23 protein-coding genes are annotated in these 25,107 nt (G+C 65.1%); 11 read left to right on the forward strand and 12 right to left on the reverse strand.

Going from position 1 to position 25,107, the window contains the following annotated elements:
- Positions 1-154 precede the first annotated feature (154 nt).
- The 6 genes from J2W49_RS08080 (at position 155) to J2W49_RS08105 (ending at position 7,709) form a co-directional block, all read left to right on the forward strand.
- Entirely contained in the window at positions 155-2,626 is a 2,472-nt protein-coding gene (locus J2W49_RS08080) for a bifunctional salicylyl-CoA 5-hydroxylase/oxidoreductase (protein ID WP_310314103.1), read from the forward strand.
- On the forward strand, positions 2,623-3,102 hold the full coding sequence (locus J2W49_RS08085) for a MarR family winged helix-turn-helix transcriptional regulator (protein ID WP_310314105.1): 480 nt from the start codon (positions 2,623-2,625) through the stop codon (positions 3,100-3,102). Before J2W49_RS08080 ends, J2W49_RS08085 begins: the two co-directional genes overlap by 4 nt.
- A gap of 167 nt (positions 3,103-3,269) precedes the next feature.
- Entirely contained in the window at positions 3,270-4,124 is an 855-nt protein-coding gene (locus tag J2W49_RS08090) for an enoyl-CoA hydratase family protein (RefSeq protein WP_310314108.1), read from the forward strand.
- Positions 4,125-4,239: 115 nt separating this feature from the next.
- On the forward strand, positions 4,240-5,409 hold the full coding sequence (locus J2W49_RS08095) for an acyl-CoA dehydrogenase family protein (RefSeq protein WP_310314110.1): 1,170 nt from the start codon (positions 4,240-4,242) through the stop codon (positions 5,407-5,409).
- Positions 5,410-5,492: 83 nt separating this feature from the next.
- Positions 5,493-7,142, forward strand: a complete 1,650-nt coding sequence (locus tag J2W49_RS08100; RefSeq protein WP_310314113.1) for an AMP-binding protein — start codon at positions 5,493-5,495, stop codon at positions 7,140-7,142.
- Positions 7,143-7,319: 177 nt separating this feature from the next.
- Entirely contained in the window at positions 7,320-7,709 is a 390-nt protein-coding gene (locus tag J2W49_RS08105; RefSeq protein ID WP_310314114.1) for a RidA family protein, read from the forward strand.
- Between the two features lie 156 nt (positions 7,710-7,865).
- On the opposite strand, the gene J2W49_RS08110 is transcribed toward J2W49_RS08105, so the two are convergent.
- A complete protein-coding gene (locus J2W49_RS08110; protein WP_310314116.1) occupies positions 7,866-9,089 on the reverse strand; it encodes an Acg family FMN-binding oxidoreductase in 1,224 nt (407 codons plus the stop codon).
- Positions 9,090-9,126: 37 nt separating this feature from the next.
- Between J2W49_RS08110 and J2W49_RS08115 the strand changes: the two genes are divergently transcribed.
- The 4 genes from J2W49_RS08115 (at position 9,127) to J2W49_RS08130 (ending at position 12,427) form a co-directional block, all read left to right on the forward strand.
- Positions 9,127-10,017, forward strand: a complete 891-nt coding sequence (locus J2W49_RS08115; RefSeq protein WP_310314117.1) for a LysR family transcriptional regulator — start codon at positions 9,127-9,129, stop codon at positions 10,015-10,017.
- Positions 10,018-10,054: 37 nt separating this feature from the next.
- On the forward strand, positions 10,055-10,993 hold the full coding sequence (locus tag J2W49_RS08120) for an alpha/beta fold hydrolase (RefSeq protein ID WP_310314120.1): 939 nt from the start codon (positions 10,055-10,057) through the stop codon (positions 10,991-10,993).
- Positions 10,994-11,033: 40 nt separating this feature from the next.
- Complete coding sequence (locus J2W49_RS08125) at positions 11,034-11,693, forward strand: glutathione S-transferase family protein (RefSeq protein ID WP_310314123.1); 660 nt, start codon at positions 11,034-11,036, stop codon at positions 11,691-11,693.
- Positions 11,694-11,914: 221 nt separating this feature from the next.
- Positions 11,915-12,427 carry a CZB domain-containing protein gene (locus J2W49_RS08130; RefSeq protein ID WP_310314127.1) on the forward strand — a complete coding sequence of 171 codons (513 nt, stop codon included), beginning with the start codon at positions 11,915-11,917 and terminating at the stop codon, positions 12,425-12,427.
- Positions 12,428-12,496: 69 nt separating this feature from the next.
- On the opposite strand, the gene J2W49_RS08135 is transcribed toward J2W49_RS08130, so the two are convergent.
- Positions 12,497-13,291, reverse strand: a complete 795-nt coding sequence (locus J2W49_RS08135; protein WP_310314131.1) for a UPF0149 family protein — start codon at positions 13,289-13,291, stop codon at positions 12,497-12,499.
- A gap of 116 nt (positions 13,292-13,407) precedes the next feature.
- On the opposite strand from J2W49_RS08135, the gene J2W49_RS08140 reads away from it, so the two are divergent.
- Complete coding sequence (locus J2W49_RS08140) at positions 13,408-15,027, forward strand: FMN-binding glutamate synthase family protein (RefSeq protein WP_310314133.1); 1,620 nt, start codon at positions 13,408-13,410, stop codon at positions 15,025-15,027.
- 18 nt (positions 15,028-15,045) lie between these two features.
- Here the strand turns inward: J2W49_RS08140 and J2W49_RS08145 are convergent, their stop codons facing one another.
- From J2W49_RS08145 to argS, 10 genes are all read right to left on the reverse strand, one after another.
- Positions 15,046-15,423 (reverse strand): DUF2784 domain-containing protein, encoded by a 378-nt coding sequence (locus J2W49_RS08145; protein ID WP_310314136.1) that lies wholly within the window; start codon positions 15,421-15,423, stop codon positions 15,046-15,048.
- A gap of 91 nt (positions 15,424-15,514) precedes the next feature.
- Entirely contained in the window at positions 15,515-16,651 is a 1,137-nt protein-coding gene (locus J2W49_RS08150) for a toxin-antitoxin system YwqK family antitoxin (RefSeq protein ID WP_310314137.1), read from the reverse strand.
- A 9-nt stretch (positions 16,652-16,660) separates the two neighbouring features.
- Positions 16,661-17,098 carry a putative toxin-antitoxin system toxin component, PIN family gene (locus J2W49_RS08155; RefSeq protein ID WP_310314139.1) on the reverse strand — a complete coding sequence of 146 codons (438 nt, stop codon included), beginning with the start codon at positions 17,096-17,098 and terminating at the stop codon, positions 16,661-16,663.
- 176 nt (positions 17,099-17,274) lie between these two features.
- Positions 17,275-18,597 (reverse strand): THUMP domain-containing class I SAM-dependent RNA methyltransferase, encoded by a 1,323-nt coding sequence (locus tag J2W49_RS08160; RefSeq protein ID WP_310314142.1) that lies wholly within the window; start codon positions 18,595-18,597, stop codon positions 17,275-17,277.
- 105 nt (positions 18,598-18,702) lie between these two features.
- Positions 18,703-20,364 (reverse strand): RNA polymerase factor sigma-54, encoded by a 1,662-nt coding sequence (gene rpoN, locus J2W49_RS08165; RefSeq protein ID WP_310314144.1) that lies wholly within the window; start codon positions 20,362-20,364, stop codon positions 18,703-18,705.
- A 22-nt stretch (positions 20,365-20,386) separates the two neighbouring features.
- A complete protein-coding gene (lptB, locus tag J2W49_RS08170; RefSeq protein ID WP_310314147.1) occupies positions 20,387-21,169 on the reverse strand; it encodes an LPS export ABC transporter ATP-binding protein in 783 nt (260 codons plus the stop codon).
- Positions 21,166-21,792, reverse strand: a complete 627-nt coding sequence (lptA, locus tag J2W49_RS08175) for a lipopolysaccharide transport periplasmic protein LptA (RefSeq protein ID WP_310314149.1) — start codon at positions 21,790-21,792, stop codon at positions 21,166-21,168. The genes lptB and lptA overlap by 4 nt, the downstream gene beginning before the upstream one ends.
- A gap of 181 nt (positions 21,793-21,973) precedes the next feature.
- A complete protein-coding gene (locus J2W49_RS08180; protein WP_310314153.1) occupies positions 21,974-22,618 on the reverse strand; it encodes a thiol:disulfide interchange protein DsbA/DsbL in 645 nt (214 codons plus the stop codon).
- 72 nt (positions 22,619-22,690) lie between these two features.
- Complete coding sequence (locus tag J2W49_RS08185; RefSeq protein ID WP_310314156.1) at positions 22,691-23,338, reverse strand: SPOR domain-containing protein; 648 nt, start codon at positions 23,336-23,338, stop codon at positions 22,691-22,693.
- A gap of 31 nt (positions 23,339-23,369) precedes the next feature.
- On the reverse strand, positions 23,370-25,043 hold the full coding sequence (gene argS / locus J2W49_RS08190; protein WP_310314159.1) for an arginine--tRNA ligase: 1,674 nt from the start codon (positions 25,041-25,043) through the stop codon (positions 23,370-23,372).
- Between the last annotated feature and the right edge of the window lie 64 nt (positions 25,044-25,107).

A 25,107-nucleotide genomic window follows, 5' to 3' on the forward strand; every position in this document is an offset into this window, starting at 1 on the left:
AGCACCTGGGTTCCATAGAAACCCTGCGGGTTTTGGCGAAACCCTTCGGGTTTTACTGAAGCCTTCGGGTTTTACTGAAGCCTTCGGGTTTTAGCGAAACCTCTTCGGGTTTTCCCGATACGCTGAAAATCGTTTAGGTCTAAACTATTTCAGCATGAACACCCCCATCCCTGCGCTGCGGCGCATCCTGTGCATCGGCGGCGGCCCGGCTGGGCTGTATTTTGCTCTGCTGATGAAGCGCCGTTTCCCGGATCTGCAGGTCACGGTCGTGGAACGCAACCGGCCGTTCGACACCTTCGGCTGGGGCGTGGTGTTCTCGGACCAAACGCTGCAGAACCTGAAGGTCGCTGATCCCGAGTCGGCCCAGCTCATCGGTGATGCGTTCAACCACTGGGACGACATCGAGGTGTTCTACAAAGGGCGCAGCGTGCGTAGCGGCGGCCATGGCTTCTGTGGCATTGGCCGCAAGCGCCTGCTCAACATCCTGCAGGAGCGCTGCATCGCGCTCGGCGTGGATCTGGTGTTCGAGACCGACGTGACCGACGACCAGGCCCTGGCAAGGCAATACGACGCCGACCTGGTGATCGCGAGCGACGGCCTCAACAGCCGCATCCGCACCCGCTACGAGGCCACCTACCAGCCCGACATCGATGCCCGTCAGTGCCGCTTCGTCTGGCTGGGCACGCACAAGACTTTTGACGCCTTCACCTTCGCATTCGAAAAGACCGAACACGGCTGGTTCCAGGCCCACGCCTACAAGTTCGACGGCGAGACCTCCACCTTCATCGTGGAAACGCCCGAAGAAGTGTGGCGCGCACACAGCATTGAAGACATGAGCCAGGACGAAGGCATCGCCTTCTGCGAAAAACTGTTCGCCAAGTACCTGGACGGCAATGCCCTGATCAGCAACGCCAAGCACTTGCGCGGCTCAGCCAACTGGATCCGTTTCCCCCGCGTGATCTGCAAGACCTGGGTGCACTGGCAGGAGTTGGGCCCCCACGCTCCGCCGCTGCGCGGGTCGCTGCCCCAGGACGGGGAAGGGTCCCGGTCCTTGCCGGGTCCAGGGGCTGATCTCGCGCGACGCATACCCATCGTGCTCATGGGCGATGCCGCGCACACCGCCCACTTCTCCATCGGCAGCGGCACCAAACTGGCCCTGGAAGACGCCATCGATCTGGCCGACGAATTCCGCGACGCAGCCGGGCGCAGCGAATCGATGGCAGAAGTGCTGCAGAGCTACGAGGCGCGGCGCAGTGTGGAGGTGTTGAAGATCCAGAACGCCGCACGCAACTCCACCGAGTGGTTCGAAAACGTGGACCGCTACACCGGCATGGAAATCGAGCAGTTCAGCTACTCGCTGCTCACGCGCAGCCAGCGCATCAGCCACGAAAACCTGCGGCTGCGCGACGCGAAATGGCTGGAAGGATATGAAGCGTGGCTGGAAACCAAGACCCGTCCTGGTACCGCACGGAAGAAACACCCCACGCCGCCGATGTTGCTGCCGCTGAAGGTTCGCAACGTCGAACTGAAGAACCGCATCGTTGTCTCGCCCATGGCGCAGTACAAGTGCACCGACGGCATCGCAGGCGACTGGCACCTGATGCATCTGGGTGCACGCGCCGTGGGTGGTGCTGCTCTGGTGATGGTGGAGATGACCAGCCCCACTCCCGAAGGCCGCATCACGCCGGGCTGCCCCGGCCTGTGGAACGCGCAGCAGCAAACCGCTTTCCAGCGCATTGTCGACTTCGTGCACGGCCAGAGCAGCGCCCAAATCGGCCTGCAACTCGGCCACAGCGGGCCCAAAGGGTCCACGCAGCTGGGTTGGGAACAGATCGACGAACCACTGCACGCAGACAACTGGCCGATCCTGTCTGCGAGCGCTGTGCCATATGGCGCGCAGAACCAGGTACCGCGTGCCATGACGCGCGCGGACATGGACGCCATGACGGCTGCTTTCGTCGAATCCACCCGGCGCGCGGCGGAGGTAGGGTTCGACTGGCTGGAGCTGCACTGCGCGCACGGCTACCTGCTGTCGGCCTTCATCTGCCCGCTCACCAACCAGCGCACCGACGACTACGGTGGTTCGCTGGAGAACCGCTGCCGCTACCCGCTGGAGGTGTTTACCGCCATGCGCGCCGTGTGGCCCGCAGACAAGCCCATGAGCGTGCGCATCTCCGCGCATGACTGGGCGCCAGGCGGCAACACGCCCGACGACGCCGTGGTCATGGCGCGATTGTTCAAGGCTGCGGGCTGTGACGTGATCGACGTGTCCTCCGGCCAGACCACGCGTGCCGCCAAGCCGGTGTACGGCCGCATGTACCAGACGCCATTCGCCGACCGCATCCGCAATGAGGTGGACATCCTCACCATGGCCGTGGGCGCCATCAGTGAGGCCGACCACGCCAACAGCATCATCGGCGCCGGCCGCGCCGACCTGTGCGCCGTGGCGCGGCCGCACCTGGCGAACCCGGCCTGGACGTTGCATGAAGCCGCCAAACTGCAGACACGCGCTGTGGACTGGCCGCGTCCTTACGAAAGCGGACGCGATCAGCTCTACCGCGAAATCGCGCGCCAGCAGGCACTGCAAGGCACGGCCATTCCACAGGACCCTGCGGAGACCACATGACCACCGCCCCCCTCGACACACTCGACCTCGAAGCGCGTGCCCACAGCGAACACGCCCACGAGTTGCGCCTGTGGCTGCGTCTGCTGACCTGCTCGCAGCTGATCGAGAAGCGGGTGCGCACCGGCCTGCGCGAACAGTTCGACACCACCTTGCCGCGCTTTGACCTCATGGCCCAGCTGGAACGCCACCCCGCCGGCCTGAAGATGAAAGAACTCTCGCACCGGCTCATGGTCACGGGCGGCAACGTCACGGGCATCACCGACCAACTGGTGGCCGAGGGGCTGGTGGAGCGCATGGAAGTCGAGGGCGACCGCCGCGCCTTCCGTGTGCGCCTGACCGAACGCGGTCGCTCCAGTTTTGCCAGCATGGCCCAGCACCATGAGCAGTGGATCGTGGATGCCTTCGAGGGCCTGGGCGCACGGGAGCTCGACCAGTTGTACCGGTTGCTGGGCAAGGTCAAAGGTGGATTGAAATGACGCCCCCAGGACTGGCTCCTCCCTGCGCCGCTTCGCGTCTTCCCCCCAGAGGGGGGACCACACCTGGGACTGGCGGAGCCAGATCCTCGGTGTGCCTGGATGGCGCTCCTAGCTCCGGAAGCTTTTTTTCATTTGCTCCACTGAATTTTGATTGACTGACGATTGCCATGAAACACCCCATCCCCGATCACAACCCCATGCGCGGCCAGTTCACAGCGGTGGCGGGTCATGCGCCCAAGCATTTCGCCTTGAGCGTGGCGGATGGCGTGGCCACGGTCACCTTGAACCGGCCGGAGCGCAAGAATCCGCTCACCTTTGACTCCTATGCCGAGCTGCGGGACTGGTTCCTGGCTTTGCAGCGGGCCACCGATGTGAAGGCGGTCGTGGTCACGGGTGCTGGCGGCAACTTCTGTTCGGGTGGCGATGTGCACGAGATCATCGGGCCGCTCACGAAGATGACGATGCCGGAACTGCTGGCCTTCACCCGCATGACGGGTGCATTGGTGAGCGCGATGCGGGCCTGCCCGCAACCCATCGTGGCTGCGCTGGACGGTGTGTGTGCCGGTGCTGGCGCCATGATGGCGCTGGCTTCCGACCTGCGCCTGGGAACGCCGCAGGCCACCGTGGCTTTCCTGTTCACACGCGTGGGACTGGCCGGTGCCGACATGGGAGCCTGCGCCCTGCTGCCGCGCATGATCGGCCAGGGGCGCGCCAGCGAGCTGCTGTTCACCGGCCGCGCGATGAGCGCCCAGGAAGGACACGCCTGGGGCTTCTTCAACGCGCTGCATGAAAGCGACGCACTGCAAGCTGCCGCGCACAAGCTCGCCGCCCAGCTCGCCCAGGGTCCGACCTTCGCGCACGGCATGACCAAGACCATGCTGCACCAGGAATGGGCCATGACACTGGACCAGGCGATCGAAGCGGAAGCACAGGCACAGGCCATCTGCATGCAGACGCAGGATTTCACGCGTGCATACGAGGCGTTTGCCGCCAAACAGCGCCCGCAGTTTGAGGGAGATTGAACATGAACCCCCACGCACATCACTTCGTGTATTTGCTGCCCCCCGAGGGGGCACCGGCCTCCCTTGGGGCGGCCCGCCGGGAGTCCTGATGGTTGCTTTTGAACGCCCCCACGGCATGCACCCACCGCAAGCACAGTGGGAAATGCCCTTCTTTGACGCCCACCACCGCGAAATGGCGCCGCAGCTGGCCGACTGGGCCGCGCTGCAAAACGTGGACGAAACCGACGACCGCGCTGCCTGCAAAGACTGGGTGGCGCGCCTGGGCCGTGATGGCTGGCTGCGCTATTGCGTGCCTGCTGCGCACGGCGGCGCATTGCCGGCACTCGATTCGCGCTCGCTGGTGATCCTGCGCGAGACGCTGGCTTTCCATTCCCCGTTGGCCGATTTCGCCTTCGCCATGCAAGGTCTGGGCAGCGGCGCCATCACGCTGGGCGGCACGCCCGAGCAACAGGCCAAATACCTGAGCGCAGTGGCCACGGGGCAGAAAATCGCCGCCTTTGCGCTCAGCGAACCCGACGCCGGCTCCGACGTGGCGGCCATGGCCACCCGCGCCACCCGGTCCACAGCCGGCTGGATGTTGAACGGCACCAAGACCTGGATCAGCAATGGCGACCTGGCCGATTTCTACGTCACCTTTGCCAAGACCGATCCGGACGCAGGATCGCGCGGCATCAGCGCCTTCGTCGTCGACGCGCCGCAAGCCGGCCTCGACAGCAGCGCGCACATCCACGTGATGGCACCCCACCCGCTGGCCACGCTGCGCTTTGCCGAGTGCCAACTCGGTCCGGACACACTCGTGGGTACGGTCAACGGCGGTTTCAAGCTCGCCATGCAGACGCTGGACATCTTCCGAGCATCCGTGGCCGCCGCCGCGCTGGGCATGGCGCGCCGCGCCTTCGCGGAAGCCGTGCACCAGGCCAGGCAGCGCCGCATGTTCGGCCAGCACCTGGCCGACTTCCAGCTCACCCAGGCGCGTCTGGGCGAGATGAGCGCGCTCATTGACGCCGCCGCCCTGCTCACCTACCGCGCCGCCTGGATGCGCGATTGCAGCACCACCCAAGGTGCAGGCACACCGGCCTACACCGCTGCGGCTGCCAGCGCCAAGCTCACCGCCACGGAGAACGCCCAGCGCGTGATCGACATGGCGCTGCAGATGTTTGGCGGGCGCGGCGTGCAGGTGGGCGAAAAGGTTGAAAGCCTGTACCGCGACATCCGCTCGCTGCGCATTTATGAAGGGGCGAGCGAGGTGCAGTTGCTGATCCTTGGCAAGGCAGCTCTGAGATGAACACCCCGCCGCACTTCGCGCGAGGCATGTTCTGTGCATGGTCTGACACACCTTGTCCTCACCGCCATCACCCGGCGTATTGAATGAAAGAACCAGCCATGCTTTCTGCCCAGACCGACCGATTCGTTCATGACCATTTGCCGCCTGCCGATCAATGGCCGGAGATGCGCTACGACTTGCCCGAATTGCGCGTATCTGAGCAGTTCAACGTGGTGCAGGCCCTGTTTGATCGGGCGTTTGCGAACGGCCACGCCGACCGCCCGCTGTTTCGCAGCGACGAACGCACCCTGAGCTACGCGCAGGCACTGGCCGAGGTGCAGCGCATTGGCCATGTGCTCACGAAGGACCTGAGTTTGGTGCCCGGCAACCGCGTGCTGCTGCGCGGGGGCAATTCCATTGCCATGGCATTGGCCTGGCTCGCAGTGGTGCGTGTGGGATGCATCGCGGTGGCCACCATGCCGCTGCTGCGGGCCAGCGAGCTTCAAGCCATCGTGGCCAAGTCAAAACCCGGCGCAGCGCTGTGCGACGTGAAACTGCAGGACGAACTCAAGACCGCGCTGGCAACCGACCCGACCACAGCCACGCTGCCCCTGCGGGTGTTCAACGTGGGCGATGCCGCCGCGGCCCTGCCCGATTCGTTGGAAGCCCTGGCACGCCACCACAGCGCCACCGGCGACGCCTGCCCCACGGCCGACAGCGACATCGCCCTGCTGGCTTTCACCTCAGGCACCACCGGCAAACCCAAGGCCGCCGTGCACAGTCACCACGACGTGATGGCCGCCTGCGAAGCCTGGCCGCGCCACGTGCTGCGCGCCACCCCTGAAGACATCGTCATGGGTTCACCGCCACTGGCCTTCACTTTCGGCCTGGGCGGCCTGCTGGTGTTCCCCATGTGGGCCGGTGCTTCGGTGTACTTCCCCAGCATCCCGTACACGCCCGAAGCCATGGTCACGCTCATGAACCGCGTGGGCGCCACCATCTGCTACACCGCACCCACTTTCTACCGGCAGATGGCGCCTTTCGCCAAACAGCACGGCGTGGGCCAGTTGCGCATCAGCGTGAGCGCAGGCGAGGGCCTGCCCGATGCGACACGCCAGTTGTGGAAGGAAGCCAGCGGCCTGGAAATGCTTGATGGCATCGGCGCCACCGAGATGTTCCACATCTTCATCTCATCGCCCCCCGAGAGAGTGCGTGGCGGCGCCATCGGCCAGGTGGTGCCGGGCTACGAAGCCCGCATCGTGGACGAACAAGGCCAGCCCGTGCCGCACGGCCAGGTGGGCCGGCTGGCCGTGAAAGGCCCCACCGGCTGCCGCTACCTCGACGACGCGCGTCAGGCGCAGTACGTGATCGACGGCTGGAACTACCCCGGCGACGCCTTCAGCCAGGACGCCGACGGCTACTTCTTCTACCAGGCGCGCACCGACGACATGATCATCACCGCCGGCTACAACGTGGCCGGCCCCGAAGTGGAAGCCTCGCTGCTGCTGCACCCGGCGGTGGCTGAATGCGGTGTGGTGGGCCGGCCTGACGACGAGCGCGGCATGATCATCGTGGCCTATGTGGTGCTCAAGCCGGGCGAAGCGGGCGATGCGGCACAGGTCAAGGTCCTGCAGGACCATGTGAAGCACAACCTGGCGCCCTACAAATACCCGCGCGATGTGATTTTCGTGAATCAGTTGCCGCGCACCGAGACTGGCAAGTTGCAGCGGTTTGCACTGCGCAGGCTGACATGACTCCCCCCGCGTCGCCTGACGGCGCCACCCCGCTCTCTGGCGCCTTCGGCTTGGAGGGGGGCGACACTTCGGGCCGGCGGAGCCGGACCCTCGGTGTCCCTTGAAGGGTCTGTAGCGATCGTTGCGTACCGTTCTTTGTCAGAGTCCCTTTGTTCGAACCCACCCACCCGCTCTCACATGAAACTGCTTCAACCGCCCGGATGGGCCACTCCAAAAGGTTATGCCAACGGCGTCGCCGCCAAAGGCACCATGGTGTTCGTGGGCGGCCAGATCGGCTGGAACGGAGCACAGGAATTCGAGAGCGACGACTTCATCGCCCAGACGCGACAGGCGCTGCTCAACATTCGCGACGTGCTGGCCTGCGCCGGCGCCGGCCCGCAACACATGGTGCGCATGACCTGGTACATCGTCGACCGCGTGGAATACAACAACCGCCTGCGCGAACTGGGGGCGGTGTACCGCGAGGTCATGGACAAAAACTTCCCCGCGATGACCTGCGTGGAGGTGAGTGCGCTGGTGGAGGAGCGTGCGAAGGTGGAGATCGAAGTCACGGCGGTGGTTGACTAGGTCCACCCCCGCTGAAATAGGCTCACCCCCGCCGAGCTTCGCTCGACCCCCTTCAAGGGGGCGATGCCTCGGACCGGCGAAGCCGGATCTTCGGCATCCCTCGAATGGGACAACTCGCGCCGAAGGCTTGCGTTCTACTCTGCTGGTTCACGTTCGTCACCCCCGCATCACATGCGCATCCACGCCCCTCCTGGGTGATGGCCCAATCGTCGGCGCGTGCCCCAGCCTGGCCCACATCTGCACCGTGAAGCGGGGCAGCGGCGCGCCGACCAACTCGTGTATCTCTCGATAGAGCTCCGCTTGCTCTGGGTATTCCTGCAGGGCCTGTGAAATGGGTTGCATGGACAGGCCCTGCGCCGTGGCGGCAAGCTGGGCGCGGGCCCAGGCGCGGCCGGCTTCGATCTGGGTCACGCGGTCATTGCCTTCGGTCACCAGCCAGTAGAACGCGGGCGTGGTGTCGATCTTGGGATTGAAATCGTCGATCTGCATGCGGGTGGCCGAATCCTCGGGGCCCGGTGGCTTGCTGCGGTCGAACAGGCCCACGGCGGCCAGTGCGCGCACCAGGGGGTCGTTGACCGTGAGGCCATCGCGGTGCTGGGCGATTTCTTTTGGCCCCACGCGCAACACCTGGATCGATTCCATCACCGTGCGTGGTGTCACCAGCTCGATGCGCCAGGCCTCTTTGGCGATGCGTCGGTGCTGTGCGATGGCCTCAAGCTGCGAAGCCAGCACGAAGCCGGTGCGCATGCGTGCCGGTGAAGCGCTGCCGGCGATGGCGGCCAGTGCTTCGGGCGCGGGCTCGCGGGTTTCGTAGGCTTCGCGGTTGGTGCGCCGGTGGAACACCTGCTGGAACAAGGGGTCGCGCATCACCCCTGCGTCGGGCACCAGGCGAATCTGCGCCGTGGGCCGTGCGTCAATCGCCGTCGGCCCGAACACGCCCTGTGGAAACAGCGTGATCTCGGCGCGCAGGCCTTTCTCTCTTGCGGCCAGATCCAGCAACTCCAGGAAGGTGCCCTGGCTCATCATCATCTGACGTGAGAAGGGATCGGTCTCGGGCAGCAAGCGGCTGCGATCGATGTGCAGCGTGATCGTGTCGGGCACGGACAGATCCACCAGCCAGCTCTGCAGGTTGTGGGAGTGTGGCGCCAGAATGGCGTGGCTGATTACCCAGCGCCGGGGATCGGGTTCGTTGCCCGGTCCGTTCCAGGCCGCAATGGCTTCGGGTGGCAGCGCGCTGCTGCAGCCGACCAGGGTGGTGGCGCTGGCGGCGGCAATGGCGCCCCCGCCGGCGAGGCGAATGAACTGTCTGCGTTGCATGGTGAACCCTTCGGCGCCGAACACCAGCGCCATGGCATGCATTGTCGAAAGCTCTTGCGTCATACACAATGGCTCAAACTCGAACACCAGCCATGCACGAATGAATACCAGTGAATTCAACTGGACGCTCATCCGCTCCTTTCTCGCCGCCCTCGACCGGGGCAGCCTGATGGCAGCGGCGCGCTCGCTGGGCACGACACAACCCACCGTGGGGCGCCACATTGGCGAGCTGGAAACCCAATTGGGCGTGGTGCTTTTCGAGCGTACCGGGCGTGGGCTCGAACCCACCCTGCACGCGCAGCGCCTGGCCGACGCGGCGCGCGCCATGGCCAGCGCTGCTGACCAGCTGGCGCGCCAGGCCTCGGGCGCCCAGAACGAAGCGAGCGGCACGGTGCGCATCAGCGCCAGCCAGCCGGTGACCTGCGTGCTGTTGCCCCCCGTGCTGTCGCAAATGCGCCTGGCATTGCCCGACATCCAGATCGACCTGGTCTCCAGCAATGCGGTGAGCAACCTGCTGCAGCGCGAGGCCGACATTGCGCTGCGCATGGTGCGACCCGACCAGGCGTCGCTGGTGTGCAAGCGCATCGGCCAGGTGGTCATTGGCACCTACGCCCATCGCGACTACCTGCGCCGACGGGGGACGCCGCGTGCACCTGCCGATCTGCTGACCCACGACCTGATCGGCAACGACCGCAACACCGACATTCTTCGTGGCTTTGCCGACATGGGTTTCTCGATCAAACGCGAAGACTTTGCCGTGCGCACGGACGACCTCAACGCCTACCACGCCGCCGTGGGTGCGGGGCTGGGGGTGGGCTTTCTGCCGCGCTACGCGGCGCGCCTGAATCCGGAGCTGGTGCCCCTGCTTCCCTTGTTGTCGATTCCTCCGCTGCCCATGTGGCTGGCGGTGCACCGCGAGATTCGCAGCAACCCTCGCATCCGGCAGGTCTGGGACTTTCTGGCCCAGGCCCTGCCACAGGCGCTGGCCTGAATCACGTACCCTCTTCCACAACAGGAGCACAACCCCTATGGAGACAGACTGGTTTGATGGATTCGAGCGACTCACCGTGCTGACCGCCGGGGAGCAGACCACGGTGCGGGTGGGTGGCCGGGCCGACGGCCCACCCCTGGTGCTGTTGCACGGTTTCCCTCAGACGCATGTGATGTGGCATCGGGTGGCGCGGTTGTTGGCGGCTGACTACCGGCTGGTGCTGCCTGATATGCGCGGCTATGGCGATTCTTCGCACGCCCCCGGCCTGCCCGACCACAGCAACTACAGCAAGCGCGCCATGGCGCAAGACGTCGTTGAAGTCGCCAACGCATTGGGCATTGACGATTTTTTCCTTTGCGGTCACGACCGGGGTGGCCGCGTGGCACACCGGCTTGCGCTGGACCACCCGGCACGTGTGCGCAAGCTGTGCCTGATCGACATCGCGCCCACGCTGGACATGTACGAACACACCGACATGGCCTTTGCCCGCGCCTACTACCACTGGTTCCACCTGATCCAGCCCGCACCGCTGCCCGAACTCATGATCGGCGGCAATGCGCGCGCCTATCTCTACACCAAGCTCGGTGGCTGGGGCTCGGCACCGGCGGCCGACAGCGCCGCAGCGGCGCGGCTGCCCCACATCGAACCGCAGGCCCTGGCCGAATACGAGCGCTGCTTCTGCCGGGCCGAATCCATACACAGCGCCTGCGAAGACTACCGAGCGAGCGCGGGCATCGACCTCGAACACGACCGCGCCAGCCGCAGCCGGGGCGAGCGCATCGCCTGCGAGACCCTGGTGCTCTGGGGTGAACGTGGCGTGGTGCACAGGCTGTGCGAGCCTCTCGCCTTGTGGCAGGCCCGTTGCAGCGCGCTCGTGACCGGTCATGCCCTGCCGGCGGGTCATTTCATTCCGGAAGAATTGCCCGAGCTCACCGCTGAAGCGCTGCGCGCATTTATACGTAACGAGAATCGTTGAGGTACGCTCGCGCTCATTCCCTCAGACACAGAAAGTCGCCATGCTCACCGTTCACCACCTCAACAACTCCCGTTCGCAGCGCGTGCTCTGGATGCTCGAAGAGCTGGGGGTGCCCTACGAGATCCAGCGCTACGAGCGCGACCGCAAGACCATGTTGGCACCGCCTGAGCTGCGCAAGGTGCACCCCCTGGGCAAGTCGCCCGTGGTCACCGATGGAGATGCCACGCTGGCCGAATCGGGCGCCATCCTGGAGTACCTCGTGGAGCGCTACGGTGAGGGCCGCTACTCGCCCGCGCCTGGCACGCCCGAGCACCTGCGCTACCGCTACTGGATGCACTACGCCGAAGGTTCGCTCATGCCACCGCTGTTGCTCAAGCTGGTGTTTGACCAGGTGGAAAAGGCGCCCTTGATCGTTCGCCCGGTGGCCAAGGCGATCTCGGCCACGGTGAAGCGCACCTTCATCACGCCCAACCTCACACAGCACCTGAACTTTCTGGAAGGCGAGTTGAAAGCCTCCCCCTGGTTCGCTGGCGACCGGTTCAGCGCGGCCGACGTGCAGATGAGCTTTCCGGTCGAAGCCGCCGTCGCGCGGGCGGGCCTCGACACCAGCCGCCCGCGCCTGATGGAATGGCTCAAGCGTGTGCACGGTCGCCCAGCTTATCAGCGCGCCATCGACAAGGGTGGTCCCTTCGCGTTGTGAGTCCGGGCGGGCTCGCCCCGCCACCTTCCCCTCGCCCCTGTCGGGCACGTACCACATTTGGGGGAAGGCCCAGCGTGCACAGGTTCACACACCCGCCATCCTTGAGCGAACACGGGCGCCAGAACCGCCACCTTTTGTTACGCTCACACGAAGCGGTCAAGTGCCACGCAAGGCTGTGCCCTGCAGCGCCTGGCAACCCCTCTTGCAGGGACGTCGTCGAGATGAAGATCCAGAACCTGTTCAAGCACCTGTTCAGGCCGATGTCGAACCCGGCCAGTACCCATGGCCGGGGCGGCAACGCGTCGTCGCGCCATTCGGAACTGGAGCGTTCTTCGTCACTGTCGGCGCAGGACCCTGAAGAACTGCTGGCGCAGGACATCGCCAAGCTCGACATTCAACGCGCCCTGGTGCACCACCTGGAGTGGTGCGTGGTGTTCAACGAACGCCTGCACCGCGCCAACAGCCTGCTCACCGAAACCGAGGCCCATCTGCCCGACGCTCACGAAAGCGGCCTGGGCCAATGGCTGGCCAAGGCCGCTGAACAGATCGTGGGCCATCACGACATGTTTGTGGAACTGCGGGACGAGCACGAGCGCCTGCATGAACTCGCCAGCCAGGCCTTGATGCATGCGCGCAGCGGCCGCATGGACCTGGCCAGCACCCTGCTCAACACCGACTTCGAGCGCAGCCGCATCCGCGTGCTGGAAACCTTGCGCATGCTGCAGCGCGGCTGAGCCACGCAGGGGCCCAGGCGCCGTGCGATGGGCGTGCCCGTCAGGCTCGCACGCCTTGTCAAGGTACGGTCAATTCAGACCGTGGCACTTCTTGTATTTTTTCCCGCTGCCACACCAGCAAGGATCGTTGCGACCCGGTGTCTCGGCTTTGCGCACCGTCTCCACGCGCGGTCCGATGCTCTGCCACAGTTCGCGCAGGTCGTACACCGCCCAGATGGCGGCGCCAAAGTCGTTCAAGCGCGCTTCGCTCACACTGGGCGGGCCGTCTTCGGTGTGCATGGAAACCGTTGGCGGATCGGTATCGTCCTCGGTCAATGACACGATGCTGTCCAGTGCTTCATTGAGCAGCGCTGCGGCCTCCTTGTCGCGCGGGGCCGCCCATTCCTCGGGCCAGTTTTCCACCACGAACATGAACCCCAGTGCCCACACCTGCGCGAACGCCGGCAGCTCCTGATCCCCGATCTCGGCACGGGCCTCGTCAGGCAGGCTGGCCACCGCACCGCGCACATCCATCACCTCGGGCTCGTAAGTGCGCTCGTCTTCCAGCGTCTCCACGTCGGCACCCAGCGCCTGCGCCACCTCGTTCCATCGTCGGGTCCACAGCGTCACGAAGCGGGTGAACTGCTCCTCGTCTTGAAACTGGTTGTCGCCATCGTCGCCGGTGCCCAGCAGCACGGGAAAGTACTCGCTGGGCAAGATCAGACGGCGCGTGCACAACAGGGCCGCGATCGCGCCTTCGCAGAACTCCCATTGCGGCACATCTTCGCCACGCGTGCGCAGGTCGTCCAGGATGTCTTCCAGGGCTTCGAATTCGTCGGATGTCAAGGGCGCGTTCAGATCGGCGGGCGTGGCAGGGATGTTCATCTCGTGAGGGAGCGCAGGGTTTTATGATGCCCGCCAGTGTAGGGCCTGTTCACACTGCGATCCACCTGGCGTGACCGCGTGAACCGGCCCTGCGGCCCACCCCTTTGAAAGCCCGCATGCTCGCACGTCTGAATGCCCTGTACCCCGTCCGATACACCGCACTGGCCCTGTGTGTGGCGGGTGCATTGCTGAGCCTGTTTTCCTGGGTGGCATTTGGTGTCGGCGGGGCCTACCTGGTGGTGTTTCTGGCGTTGTCGCTGCTCGGCCTGCGCGACCTGAAACAGACCAGGAGCTCGGTGCTGCGCAACTACCCACTGATCGGTCATCTGCGCTTCATGCTCGAAGGCATTCGCCCCGAGATGCGGCAGTATTTCCTGGAGGCCGACAACGAGGCCACGCCATTTTCGCGCAGCCAGCGCAGCCTGGCCTACGCACGCGCCAAGGGCGAGACCGACAAACGCCCCTTCGGCACCCAGGTCGACCAGAACGCCAACGGCCACGAATGGCTCAATCATTCGCTGACCCCCACCCTTCTGCCATCGCACGATTTCCGCACGCTCGTGGGCGGCCCGGCCTGCACGCAACCCTACGACGCCAGCGTGTTCAACATCTCGGCCATGAGCTTTGGCGCCCTCTCTGCCAACGCCATCCAGGCCCTCAACGCAGGCGCCCGGCGTGGCGGCTTTGCCCACGACACGGGTGAGGGCTCCATCTCGGCGTGGCACCGCCTGCACGGGGGCGACCTGATCTGGGAGATTGGCTCGGGCTACTTCGGCTGCCGCGACGACGAAGGGCGGTTCAGCGAAGACCGCTTCAAGGCCAATGCACAAGACCCGCAGGTCAAGATGATCGAGCTCAAGCTCAGCCAGGGCGCAAAGCCGGGTCACGGCGGTTTGCTGCCTGGCGCCAAGGTCACACTGGAAATCGCCGCCGCCCGCGGGGTGGCCGTGGGCAAGGATTGCGTGTCACCGGCTGCCCACAGCGCCTTTGCCAGCCCGATCGAATTGCTGCAGTTCATCGCCCACCTGCGCGAACTCTCCGGCGGCAAGCCCACCGGATTCAAGCTCTGCATCGGCCATCCCTGGGAATGGTTCGCCATCGTCAAGGCCATGCTGGAAACCGGCATCACGCCCGATTTCATCGTGGTCGATGGTGCCGAGGGTGGCACCGGTGCGGCCCCGCTGGAATTCACCGACCACGTGGGCGCGCCGCTGCAGGAAGGACTGCGACTGGTGCACAACACCCTGGTCGGCGTGAACCTGCGTGACCGCATCAAGATCGGTGCCGCCGGCAAGATCATCTGCGCTTTCGACATCGCCCGAACCATGGCTGTGGGGGCCGACTGGTGCAACAGCGCGCGCGGCTTCATGTTCGCGCTCGGCTGCATCCAAGCGCAGACCTGCCACACCGGCAACTGCCCGACCGGCGTGAGCACCCAGGACCCGGTGCGTCAGCAGGCACTGGTGGTACCCGACAAGACCACGCGCGTCTTCAACTTCCACCAGCAAACGCTCGAAGCCCTCAAGGAACTGGTGCAAGCCGCGGGCCTGCACCACCCCAGCGAGATCAGCGCCCACCACATTGTGCGCCGCGTGAACGAGAACGAAGTGCGCCTGCTGGCCAACCTGTTGCCCGAGGTGCCGGCCGGCTCCCTGTTGCTGGGTGCCGAAGGCCAGCACGCGGTGTTCACCACCTACTGGGACAAATCCAGCGCCGGGCATTTTGGGCTGGAGTAAGTTCGGTATGGTGTTGCCTCAGGTGCCCGCCGTGCGCAGGTTGAGCCACCAGACAATGCCCGCGTAGAGCAACCCGTTCCACAGCAGGATCGACACGCCGGCGATGCGCTCCATACGCTGGGGCATGCCACCGGGATACACCAGCGGGCCCAGGTAGTGGTGGACGAACCCGCCCTCATAGGACTTGCCGCCTGAGGCTTCACGCAGCCGGTTCTCCAGCGGTGTGAGCGGACAGGTCCACCCCACCAGGTTCACCACAGATGACCAGATCACGATGGGCAGGTGAATCCACACCCAGCCAGGTGCGATCAGAACGCCTAGCGCACCGAACACCGCGAGCATCACAAAAGCAAAATGCAACAACAGCACCAGCTCGGCAGCAAGACGGCGGATCATGGCGCAGGCACCTCAGAGGCAGGCCGGGCGTGGCAATCTGGACTCAAGATCATGGGTGGCTCCATTTATCGCAGGGCAACCCTGGCCCTCGTCACACCCGCGAGCCGTCCGGCAGAAAGCGCTCGTCCTTCTCCAGCGCCCCTTGTGCGCCGTACTGCTTGCGGCGCAACAGCACCCCGCGGTCGCCGTGTTCTTCCTCGCGCCGCAGGACACCGGCCTCATCAAAATACTTCTGCCACCCCAGCAAGCGGCCGTTGCGGTCCACGTTGATGGCGGCGGGTTGGCCGTTGTCCCAGAAACTTTCGGTGTGGCGTTGCTGATGGCGCCCGTCGCGCTGGATCGCCTGCCGCAGCTTGAGGCGCCCGTTGAGGTACCACTGCCGGATGGTTTGCTCCTGACCGTTGGCCCACTGCGTTTCCTGCGTGAGCTGGCCGCCCTCGGCCCACTCCCGCGCCAGGCCTTCGCGCCCCTCGCCTGAGGAAGGGTCCCTTTCAATGAAGTCGGCTTCAGACCGCAATTGGCCTGAGGGATAGTAGACACGCTTGATGCGCCGACCCTCTTTGACTTCTTCCGTGCGTACGATCGCGCCACGTCCGTCGATCACGGCGTGGTATTGCAGCTGCCCCGCGAGGTAGCGCAACTTGCCACTGGGCGTTCCCGGCTCGCGAAAAAGCGTGACTTCGCTGAGCACACCTGCATGCCCGCAGGGTGTCCGGTCCTGCGGCAACAGCGACTGCCCGGCACAACGCAATTCGCTGAGCGAACCATCGGACAGCAGCCCCAGTGTCACCACCGCTCGGCCATCCACAAAAAAGTCCAGCCGCTGCAAGTGCCCGGCCTCGGCGAACTGCTTTTGCTCGCCCACCGCCCGTCCGTCAACCAGCTGCTCTTCCCTGCGCAGCGTACCCCGGGCATCGAATTCACGAGCCACACCGTGGCGGTTGCCCCGCTCGTTCACGCTGTATTCCTTGCGGGTGCCGTCGCGCAACTCCAGGCGCACCGGTCCTTCGAAGCGTCCTTCGCGCACCGTCTGTTCGCGCAAGCGCAGCTCACCCAGATCGTCCGTGCACCGCATGACGCCGCTCTTGCCGGAAATGGTGTGCCCGTTGGCGGGGTTGACCGCTTCGCCATTGAGCTCGCACAGAGGCAAGGCATGCACCGTTGTGCCCACCGCGAAGAGCACCACCCCAAGGCCGATTCGGCGTGCGGTGCGGGCGGGCCAGTGCATGGCGGTCACTCAATCCAGATGGGCAGCTGCAAGGGATGCCACGGTCCAGACCCGGCACACACGCACCCCCAACCGTTCAAGCCGCCGCGCCATGCACAGCACCTCTGCGTCCTTGCTCACCAGCGTGGCACCGTGGGCCGCCGCCAGATCAATGAACACCTGATCGTCCGGATCCTTGCAAGTGAAAGGCGCCTTGGCTGCGGCTGGCACGATGCGGACGTGCCGGTCGAAAGCGTCCAGCACCTCGCGTTCCGACAAAGCTGCCGCCACCCGACGGCGCACGATCTGCGGGTAGGCCAACACACGTGCCAGCTCCTCGCGCATGGCACCCGTGGCCAGCCAGTTGAGCGCGTCGCTCTTCAGGGCTTCGCGCAGCGGCGCAATCGCCGGATCTTGAAAAACAAAAAGATCGAGCGTGATATTGGTATCAATCACAACCGCGCTCATGTCAGACCTCCTTCATTGCGGTGCACAAACCGCTGCGCGCGAACCGCCGAACCACGAACCCCTTTTCCGGAGGGAAGTGCCCCCAATCCAGGACACCCGAAGATCCGGCTCCGCCGGTCCAAGGGTGTGCCCCCCTCTCCGAGGGGGGTGACGCCGAAGGCGGCGCGGGGGGAGTTTCACTGCCGCCTCGCCATGAGATCAAACCGGAACAATCGGCATTCGATCGGCCCGTTCCACAAAGGTACCCGACGCGACTCCTTGAAACGCATCTTGCCCGGCAGCTTCAGGTCTGGCGTGAGCAGCCAGGCGCTCCAGCCCGCGTAATGGGACTTCCAGTGCGAAGCGAGTTGCTGGAAGAACTCGCTGCCATCCCCGCCATCGGCCATCTGGGCACTCTCGCGGCCCAGACCGGGTGCGGGTGGTGCCGCCTGGCCCACGGTGAAAGTGCGCGGCGCGCGCGGCGCCATGCGCTGGGCCCGTGCACTGGCGCGGTCTTCCGAGCTTTGCCCAGCCACGCCGGCAGCGGCAATGCGCTCGCCGTAAGGCGGATTGAGCAGCAGCACGCCTGGTTGGGTGGTGGGCGGCTGGCGCTGCAGCGCATCGCCGCCCCGCAGCTCAACCGCATGCGCCACCCCGGCGCGCTCCGCGTTGCGCTGGGCGAAGTCGACCATGCGGAAGGACACGTCGCTGCCGAACACGATGGGGGCGTGTCCCTCTGGCCACTCACGCTCCCCGCGCACGGCATCGTCCCGGATCGCCTGCCAGACATGGGGCTGGAACGGCAGCATTTTCTCGAAAGCAAAGCGGCGGCGCAGACCAGGCGCGATGCGAAGCGCGATCTGTGCGGCTTCGATCACCACCGTGCCACTGCCGCAGCACGGGTCGTACAGCGGCACGATGTCATCCAGCGCCTGATCGGCGCACGCATCCCAGCCGGTGGCGGCGATCATGGCGGCCGCCAAGGTCTCTTTCAGGGGCGCGTCGCCTTTGTCTTCGCGCCAGCCCCGCTTGAACAGCGGCTCGCCCGAGGTGTCGATGTAGAGCGTGAGCGCGTCTGTGGTGAGGTGGGCGTAGATGCGCACGTCGGGCCAGGTGGTGTCCACGCTGGGACGCTCGCCGCGCTTGTGGCGGAATCGGTCACAGATGGCGTCCTTGATCTTCAGCGCCGCAAAATTCAGGCTGGTCAGTGGGCTGTGCTGGGCGGTGATCTCCACCTTGATGGTCTGGGCCGGTGTGAACCAGATTTCCCAGGCCACGTCGCCAGCGGCGTTGTAGAGGTCCTGCTCGTTGCGGTATTCGCCATGCCAGAGCTGCACCAGCACGCGCTGGGTGAGCCGACTGTGCAGGTTCAGCCGCATGGCGTCGCGCCAGGAAGCCTGCACCCCCACGCCGCCACGCGCCTTGTGCTGCGCGGCCTCACCGGTGATGCGCTGCACTTCGGCGCTGAGCATGTCCTCCACGCCGGCGGCGCAGGGAAGAAAGAGCTGGAGCTGGTTCATGGAAAAGGCAAACGCTGGGCTGACAGCGTAGGGCAGAAAGTCAAAAGAGTGAAGAGGTGGGCCATAGACGGCGTGTTCAGCCCCAGGCGACGAGACCGAGTCCCGTCAGCGTTTGCGCAGATTGGCCGGCGCAATGCGCAAGGCTTCGCGGTATTTGGCCACCGTGCGGCGAGCGCACTCAATACCCTGTTCGCGCAGCAGATCGGACAACTGGTTGTCTGACAGCGGTTTGGCAGGCGTCTCGGACGCAATGAACTGCTTGAGCAAGGCCCGCACGGCCGTGCTCGACGCGTTGCCACCGGTCTCGGTGCCCAGCGACGAACCAAAAAAATACTTGAGTTCGTAGGTGCCGAAGGGCGTGGCCATGTACTTGGCGGTGGTCACCCGGCTGATGGTGGATTCATGCAGGCCGAGTTCGTCCGCAATCTCGCGCAGCACCAGTGGGCGCATGGCGAGCTCGCCATGCATGAAGAAGTTGCGCTGGCGCTCGACGATGGCACTGGAGACCCGCAGGATGGTGTCGAAGCGCTGCTGGATGTTCTTGATGAACCAGCGCGCCTCCTGCAGGCGTTGCTGCATGGCCGCATGACCGGCTTCGCCACCGTTGTCGCGACCGCCCCTGTTCTGGCGCATGGCGTTGGCATACACGTCGTGCACGCGCAGGCGCGGCATCACGTCGGGATTGAGGATGACCTTGAAGCCCCGCCCGGCACGCGAAACAATCACGTCGGGCACCACCAGGTTGCGTTCCAGGTCCACAAACTGGCGGCCCGGCTTGGGCTCCAGCCGGGCGATCAGCGCCATGGCAGCACGCACGATGTCTTCATCGAGCCCGCACAGAGTGCACAGGCGCTTCACGTCTCGTTTGGCGATCAGCTCCAGGGGTTGGTTGCAGATGGCCAGGGCCGCGCGCGCCTCGGGCGTGTTGCGCAGTTCCATGATCTGCAGCCGCAGGCATTCGGCCAGATCGCGCGCGCCCACGCCAGCCGGCTCCATGTGCTGCAGCCAGTGCAAGGCCGTGGCCAGGCGCTGCTCCAGCGCTTCGCGGTCTTCCAGGCTGGACTGCATATCCGCACCGGGGCTGTCACCGTCACCGGCTGGAACGCCCATGCGCAGCCAGGCAGCAGCAAGGTCGGACAGGCTTTCTTCCAGGTAACCGTCGTCGCTGAGCGATTCGATGAGAAAGTACAGCGCCGCACGGTCTTCATCGCTCAGTCGCAGGCAGCGGGCCTGGTCGTGCAGGTGGTCCTGCAGGCTGACGTTGGCCCGCGCCAGGTCGGCGGCCGAGGCGGTCTCGTCGCCGTCTGACACGCCGCTGTTGCGCGCCGGCGCCTCGCCACCCCATTCGCCATCGTCGGGCGCGATGTCCACCGAGCCATCGCCTTCCCAGCTTTCTTCCAGCGGAGACGCGCCGTCGATGCGGCTCTCGACTTCTTCACTCTGCGGGGTGTCGGTGCTGATTGAGCCGTCCCGGTCCATGGAGGCCCGCTCATGCTCGACCGGGCCCACAGCCAAGGGCTCATCACCGGGCAGGGAGGCGTCAGCGATCTGTTCACCGGCACTGACCGGCGCATCGGCCTGCTCAAGCCCAAACGCTTCGCGCTCGGCGATTTCTTCGGTGCGCTCCAGAAACGGGTTTTCATCGAGCATCTGCTCGACTTCCTGGGCCATTTCCAGCGTGGAGAGCTGCAGCAGGCGGATCGATTGCTGCAGCTGCGGTGTGAGCGCCAGATGCTGCGAAACACGCAGTGAAAGGCCTTGCTTCATGATGCGAGCAACAGGCAGGCCATCACATCCGGAAGTGCTCACCGAGGTACACCCGGCGCACGTCGGCGTTCTCCACGATCTCGGCGGGTGTGCCGCTGGTCAGCACGTGCCCATCGTTGATGATGTAGGCACGGTCACAGATGCCCAGGGTTTCGCGCACGTTGTGGTCGGTGATCAGCACACCGATGCCGCGCCCCTTGAGAAAGCCGATGATGCGCTGGATCTCGATCACGGCGATCGGGTCAATGCCGGCAAACGGCTCGTCCAGCAGGATGAACCGCGGATTGGTGGCCAATGCCCGCGCAATCTCCACTCGGCGACGTTCACCACCGGACAGCGCGGGCGCAGGTGAATCCCGCAGGTGGTCCACATGCAGTTCTTTCAGCAGGGCTTCAAGCCGGCTGGAAACCTCCGCTTGCGATAACGGTTTGCCCTCGCCATCGGTTTGCAGTTCCAGCACGGCGCGCACATTGTCTGCCACGTTGAGCTTGCGGAAGATGGAGGCTTCCTGCGGCAGGTAGCCCAGCCCAAGGCGTGCACGGCGGTGGATGGGCAGGCGCTCGATGGACTTCCCGTCGAGCATGATCTGTCCGCCGTCGACACGCAGCAGGCCCACGATCATGTAGAACGAGGTGGTCTTGCCCGCACCGTTCGGCCCGAGCAGACCCACCACCTCGCCTTTGTCCACAGCGAGCGAAACATCTTTGACCACCTTGCGGCTGCCGTACGCCTTCTTCAGCCCTCGGGCCTCCAGCGTGCTGCGGTCAACCGACACGGGCGGCCGGGCGGCCGCGTCTGTCGTCACTGGCTTTTCTCTTTGATCTGGCCACTGGGGCGCAGGGTGGCAGGATCGGCAGGAGCGGCAGCGGGTGCAGCCCCTTCGGTCGGCGTCGGCGTGAGCATGGCGCGCACGCGTCCGGACGGATTGGCCGCATCGCGCCCTGGCTCATTGCCCTTGACGGTGAACACCTCCGTGGCGCTGTTGTAGACGATCTGGTTGCCACGGGCTTCGTCGTTGATCTGTTCCCCCCGGTAACGCCGCAGCACGGCACTGCCCGTGAAGCGGATGATTTCCGACTTGCTGTCGTAGTCAATGCGCACCCCTTCACCCTCGATCCATTCATCCAGCCCTTCACGTTTCTGGCGGAAGAAACCAGGCGTTGCGGCGGTACCGGTGAGCACCCCCACCTGATTGCCCTGCGCGTCCTGCTTCACCTCGATCTGTTTGCCCCGCATGATGATGGTGCCTTTGGTCAGCACCACGTTGCCGGTGAACACGCTGGTCTGCTTGGCGTCGTCATAGCGCAGGGCGTCGGCCTCGATGTTCATGGGTTTGTCCTTGTCGGCCGCCTCTGCCAGGGCCGCACCCATGCAGAAGAGACTGGCGGCCAGCACGGAAACAAATCGGGTCAGGGTTTGGGTCGGCATAGAGGAGGGTATGACGGTTTGGGGCACGAAACTTGCATTCATTGTAACGGCGTGAATCCGGATTCCTGTGGCACTTTCACCCCTGATGGGAGCCCCACGCAGAAACAGAAAACCCCGCAGGGCGGGGCTTCTCGTGGCGTGATTTCTGGCCGACACCCAGGGGGTCCGGGAAGCGGCACTTTCAGCCTTTGCGCACCTCGGCGATCAGGGCATTGGCCACAGCCAGTGTGCGCGCGCCCTGGCCGGGTATGTAGAACCGGCCAGCCACGCCGAGTGCAGGCGTGCCTTCGACCTGGTAGGCCTCTTGCAGTTGCGTCGCCCGCCGCGCTTTGCCGGCCACGGCAAACGAGTTGTAGAACTCGGTGAACTTGGCCCGATCAACACCCTGCTTCTCAATCCAGTTGGTGATGGCGTCGGGCGTGGTGATCCGTTGCTTGTCGATGTGGATGGCTTTGAACACCTTGTCGTGCAGAGCATCGACCTGTCCCATCGCCTCCAGCGCGTAGTACAGGCGCTGCAGCGGCAGAAAAGCGTCGCTGAACGCCACAGGGGTGCGGCGCAAGGTGACATGGGCCGGCTTCTTCTTGAGCCACTCGGTGATGTGCGGCTCGAAGTTGTAGCAGTGGATGCAGGTGTAGGCAAAAAACTCAACCACCTCCACCTGGCCGGCGGCGCTGTCCACGGGCGCCGGGCGCGCCAGACGCAGATAGTCCGTACCTTCCTTGAGGCCAGCGATCTGGGCCTGGGCGGTGCCCCAGCCCAACGTGCCGGCTGCCGCCAGCCCACCACTGGCCAGCAGGGCCCGGGAAAAATTTCGACGTTGCATGTGTTCAGACTCCTGATGTTGACCGCACTTGGGGCGTTGGCCGGGTCGATAGTTCCCGTCGATTCACTGGGTTCAGCGATCGACGCGAACCAGGGCTGCGTCCACGCCGTTGACGGTGAGCTGCTCACGGGTGACATCCGCCAGCGCACGGTCGGCGAACGGGCCGACGCGCACACGGTAGACCGTCCGGCCCGCTTGTTCTCGCTCGGTCACGGCGGCATCGATACCGAGCATGGCCAGGCGGGCGCGCTGGGCCTGTGCGTCATCGGGATTGCGAAATGCACCCGCCTGCACAAAATACGCTGAGCCGCCTGCGGGATCGGCAGCAGCAGGCGCAGCAGTGTTCGGTTGACCCAGGCGCGATTGCACCAGATCCCCCAAGGGGTCACCAGCCGTGGCGGATGGCGCGCCGGCAGGCGGAAGGGATCGGCCGTCCGCAGGGGGCACCACGATGGCGCCTGCCGGGTCGGCGGGAGGCACCACCACCGGCGCCACCGGCTGGGTGTCGGGCCGCCCACCGAGCGTCGCATTGGGGTTCCAGCCACGGTTGCGCTCGGCCTCGATCAGATCCTGGTTCGCATTGCGCGACACGCCCCGATCTACAAAGGGAATCGGTACTTTGGTGACGTAAACGGCCACCGCCAACGCGGCGCCGAGCCCGACCAGCACCCCAACGACAAAGCCAAGCAGGGTGCCGCCTTGCTCTCGGCGTCGGTTCAAACACGGGGATTTCATAGACCAGGCTTCCACTTCACATCTTTTGGGGCGCGCTCACACCCAACACATTCAGGCCATTGTGCAACACCTGCGCCGTGGCAGCGACCAGGGCCAGGCGGGCGGTTCTGACCGCTTCATCATCCACCAGGATGCGCTCGGCATCGTAGTAACTGTGGTAGCTCGCAGCCAGCTCACGCAGGTAAAAGGTGACGTCGTGCGGTGCGAAGTCCCTCGCGGCGTCGCTCAACATGCCCGGGTACTTGGCCAGCAGCAGCATCAGGGCCTGGGCAGGCGCGCTGTCGAGGGCCAAGAGGTCGGCGTCTTTCAGGGTGGCCACATCACCGCCCCAGCTGGTCAGCACCGAACAGATGCGGGCATGGGCGTACTGCACGTAGTAGACCGGGTTGTCGTTGTTCTTCTGCACCGCCAGATCCACGTCAAACGTGTACTCGGTGTCGGGCTTGCGGCTGAGCAGGAAGAAGCGCACCGCGTCCTTGCTGGTCCACTCGATGAGGTCGCGCAGCGTCACGTAACTGCCCGCGCGCTTGCTGATCTTGACTTCTTCGCCGCCGCGAACCACACGCACCATGGTGTGCAGCACGTAGTCGGGGTAGCCTGGGGGAATCCCCACATTGGCCGCCTGCAGGCCAGCGCGCACCCGGGCGATGGTGCCGTGGTGGTCGGTGCCCTGGATGTTGATGACCTTAGTAAAACCGCGCTCCCACTTGCTGATGTGGTAGGCCACGTCGGGCACGAAGTAGGTGAACGAACCATCGGACTTGCGCATCACGCGGTCCTTGTCGTCGCCGTAGTCGGTGGACCTGAGCCAGAGCGCACCGTCCTGCTCGTAGGTCTTGCCGGCGTCGATCAGCTTCTGCACCGTGGCCTCGACCCGGCCGCTGGTGTAGAGGCTGGATTCCAGGTAGTAGTGATCGAACTTGACCGCAAAAGCTTGCAGGTCCAGGTCCTGCTCATGGCGCAGGTAAGCGACCGCAAACTGCCGGATGCCGTCGAGATCATCGATGTCGCCACTGGCGGTGAACTCGCGGTCGTCGGCCTTCACGGTCTTCTTCGCCAGGAAGTCGGCCGCGATGTCGGCAATGTAGTCGCCGTTGTAAGCCGCTTCCGGCCAGTTCGGATCGCCGGGCTTGAAACCCTGTGCACGCAGGTGGGTGGACGTGGCCAGGGTGCCGATCTGCACCCCTGCGTCGTTGTAATAGAACTCACGATGCACGCTCCAGCCCTGGGTTTCGTACAGGCTGCAGATGGCGTCACCCAGCGCGGCCTGACGGCCATGGCCCACATGAAGAGGCCCTGTGGGATTGGCCGACACGAACTCGACCATGAGTCGCTGACCGTTGGGCTCGGCAACGCCGAAGCGTCCAGCGGCAGCCAGCACTTCACGCACGATCTGCTGCTTGGCGGCTGGCTTGAGCCGGATGTTGATGAACCCCGGACCAGCGATGTCGATGTCGGACACCCATTGGGCGTAGACCGGCTGCGCCAGCAGGTCGTTGCGCAAGGCTTCCGCCAGTTGGCGTGGATTGAGTTTGAGTGGCTTGGCCAGCTGCATGGCGGCGGTGCACGCGAAATCGCCGTGGGCCGCCACTTTGGGCGACTCGAACGCGGCCTTCTCGCCTGCGCCGGGGGAACGCATTTCCAGTGCGGCGGCCAGTCCCGCCAGCAGTTCTTGTTTGATCTTGAGCATAGGGCGAGATTCTAGGGCTGCGGGCATGGTCGGCTCCCCACGCATCACGAGAAGCAGCGCCAGC

Origin of the sequence: Hydrogenophaga palleronii (assembly GCF_031457455.1) — a bacterium.
Taxonomy (GTDB): Bacteria; Pseudomonadota; Gammaproteobacteria; order Burkholderiales; family Burkholderiaceae_C; genus Hydrogenophaga; species Hydrogenophaga palleronii_A.

What these genes read in the sequence shown, in the direction of transcription:
- J2W49_RS08080 (WP_310314103.1), top strand. Translation starts at nt 155, where the DNA reads ATGAACACCCCCATCCCTGCGCTGCGGCGCATCCTGTGCATCGGCGGC.
- J2W49_RS08085 (WP_310314105.1), top strand. Translation starts at nt 2,623, where the DNA reads ATGACCACCGCCCCCCTCGACACACTCGACCTCGAAGCGCGTGCCCAC.
- J2W49_RS08090 (WP_310314108.1), top strand. Translation starts at nt 3,270, where the DNA reads ATGAAACACCCCATCCCCGATCACAACCCCATGCGCGGCCAGTTCACA.
- J2W49_RS08095 (WP_310314110.1), top strand. Translation starts at nt 4,240, where the DNA reads ATGCACCCACCGCAAGCACAGTGGGAAATGCCCTTCTTTGACGCCCAC.
- J2W49_RS08100 (WP_310314113.1), top strand. Translation starts at nt 5,493, where the DNA reads ATGAAAGAACCAGCCATGCTTTCTGCCCAGACCGACCGATTCGTTCAT.
- J2W49_RS08105 (WP_310314114.1), top strand. Translation starts at nt 7,320, where the DNA reads ATGAAACTGCTTCAACCGCCCGGATGGGCCACTCCAAAAGGTTATGCC.
- J2W49_RS08110 (WP_310314116.1), bottom strand. Translation starts at nt 9,089, where the DNA reads ATGACGCAAGAGCTTTCGACAATGCATGCCATGGCGCTGGTGTTCGGC.
- J2W49_RS08115 (WP_310314117.1), top strand. Translation starts at nt 9,127, where the DNA reads ATGAATACCAGTGAATTCAACTGGACGCTCATCCGCTCCTTTCTCGCC.
- J2W49_RS08120 (WP_310314120.1), top strand. Translation starts at nt 10,055, where the DNA reads ATGGAGACAGACTGGTTTGATGGATTCGAGCGACTCACCGTGCTGACC.
- J2W49_RS08125 (WP_310314123.1), top strand. Translation starts at nt 11,034, where the DNA reads ATGCTCACCGTTCACCACCTCAACAACTCCCGTTCGCAGCGCGTGCTC.
- J2W49_RS08130 (WP_310314127.1), top strand. Translation starts at nt 11,915, where the DNA reads ATGAAGATCCAGAACCTGTTCAAGCACCTGTTCAGGCCGATGTCGAAC.
- J2W49_RS08135 (WP_310314131.1), bottom strand. Translation starts at nt 13,291, where the DNA reads ATGAACATCCCTGCCACGCCCGCCGATCTGAACGCGCCCTTGACATCC.
- J2W49_RS08140 (WP_310314133.1), top strand. Translation starts at nt 13,408, where the DNA reads ATGCTCGCACGTCTGAATGCCCTGTACCCCGTCCGATACACCGCACTG.
- J2W49_RS08145 (WP_310314136.1), bottom strand. Translation starts at nt 15,423, where the DNA reads ATGATCCGCCGTCTTGCTGCCGAGCTGGTGCTGTTGTTGCATTTTGCT.
- J2W49_RS08150 (WP_310314137.1), bottom strand. Translation starts at nt 16,651, where the DNA reads ATGCACTGGCCCGCCCGCACCGCACGCCGAATCGGCCTTGGGGTGGTG.
- J2W49_RS08155 (WP_310314139.1), bottom strand. Translation starts at nt 17,098, where the DNA reads ATGAGCGCGGTTGTGATTGATACCAATATCACGCTCGATCTTTTTGTT.
- J2W49_RS08160 (WP_310314142.1), bottom strand. Translation starts at nt 18,597, where the DNA reads ATGAACCAGCTCCAGCTCTTTCTTCCCTGCGCCGCCGGCGTGGAGGAC.
- rpoN (WP_310314144.1), bottom strand. Translation starts at nt 20,364, where the DNA reads ATGAAGCAAGGCCTTTCACTGCGTGTTTCGCAGCATCTGGCGCTCACA.
- lptA (WP_310314149.1), bottom strand. Translation starts at nt 21,792, where the DNA reads ATGCCGACCCAAACCCTGACCCGATTTGTTTCCGTGCTGGCCGCCAGT.
- J2W49_RS08180 (WP_310314153.1), bottom strand. Translation starts at nt 22,618, where the DNA reads ATGCAACGTCGAAATTTTTCCCGGGCCCTGCTGGCCAGTGGTGGGCTG.
- argS (WP_310314159.1), bottom strand. Translation starts at nt 25,043, where the DNA reads ATGCTCAAGATCAAACAAGAACTGCTGGCGGGACTGGCCGCCGCACTG.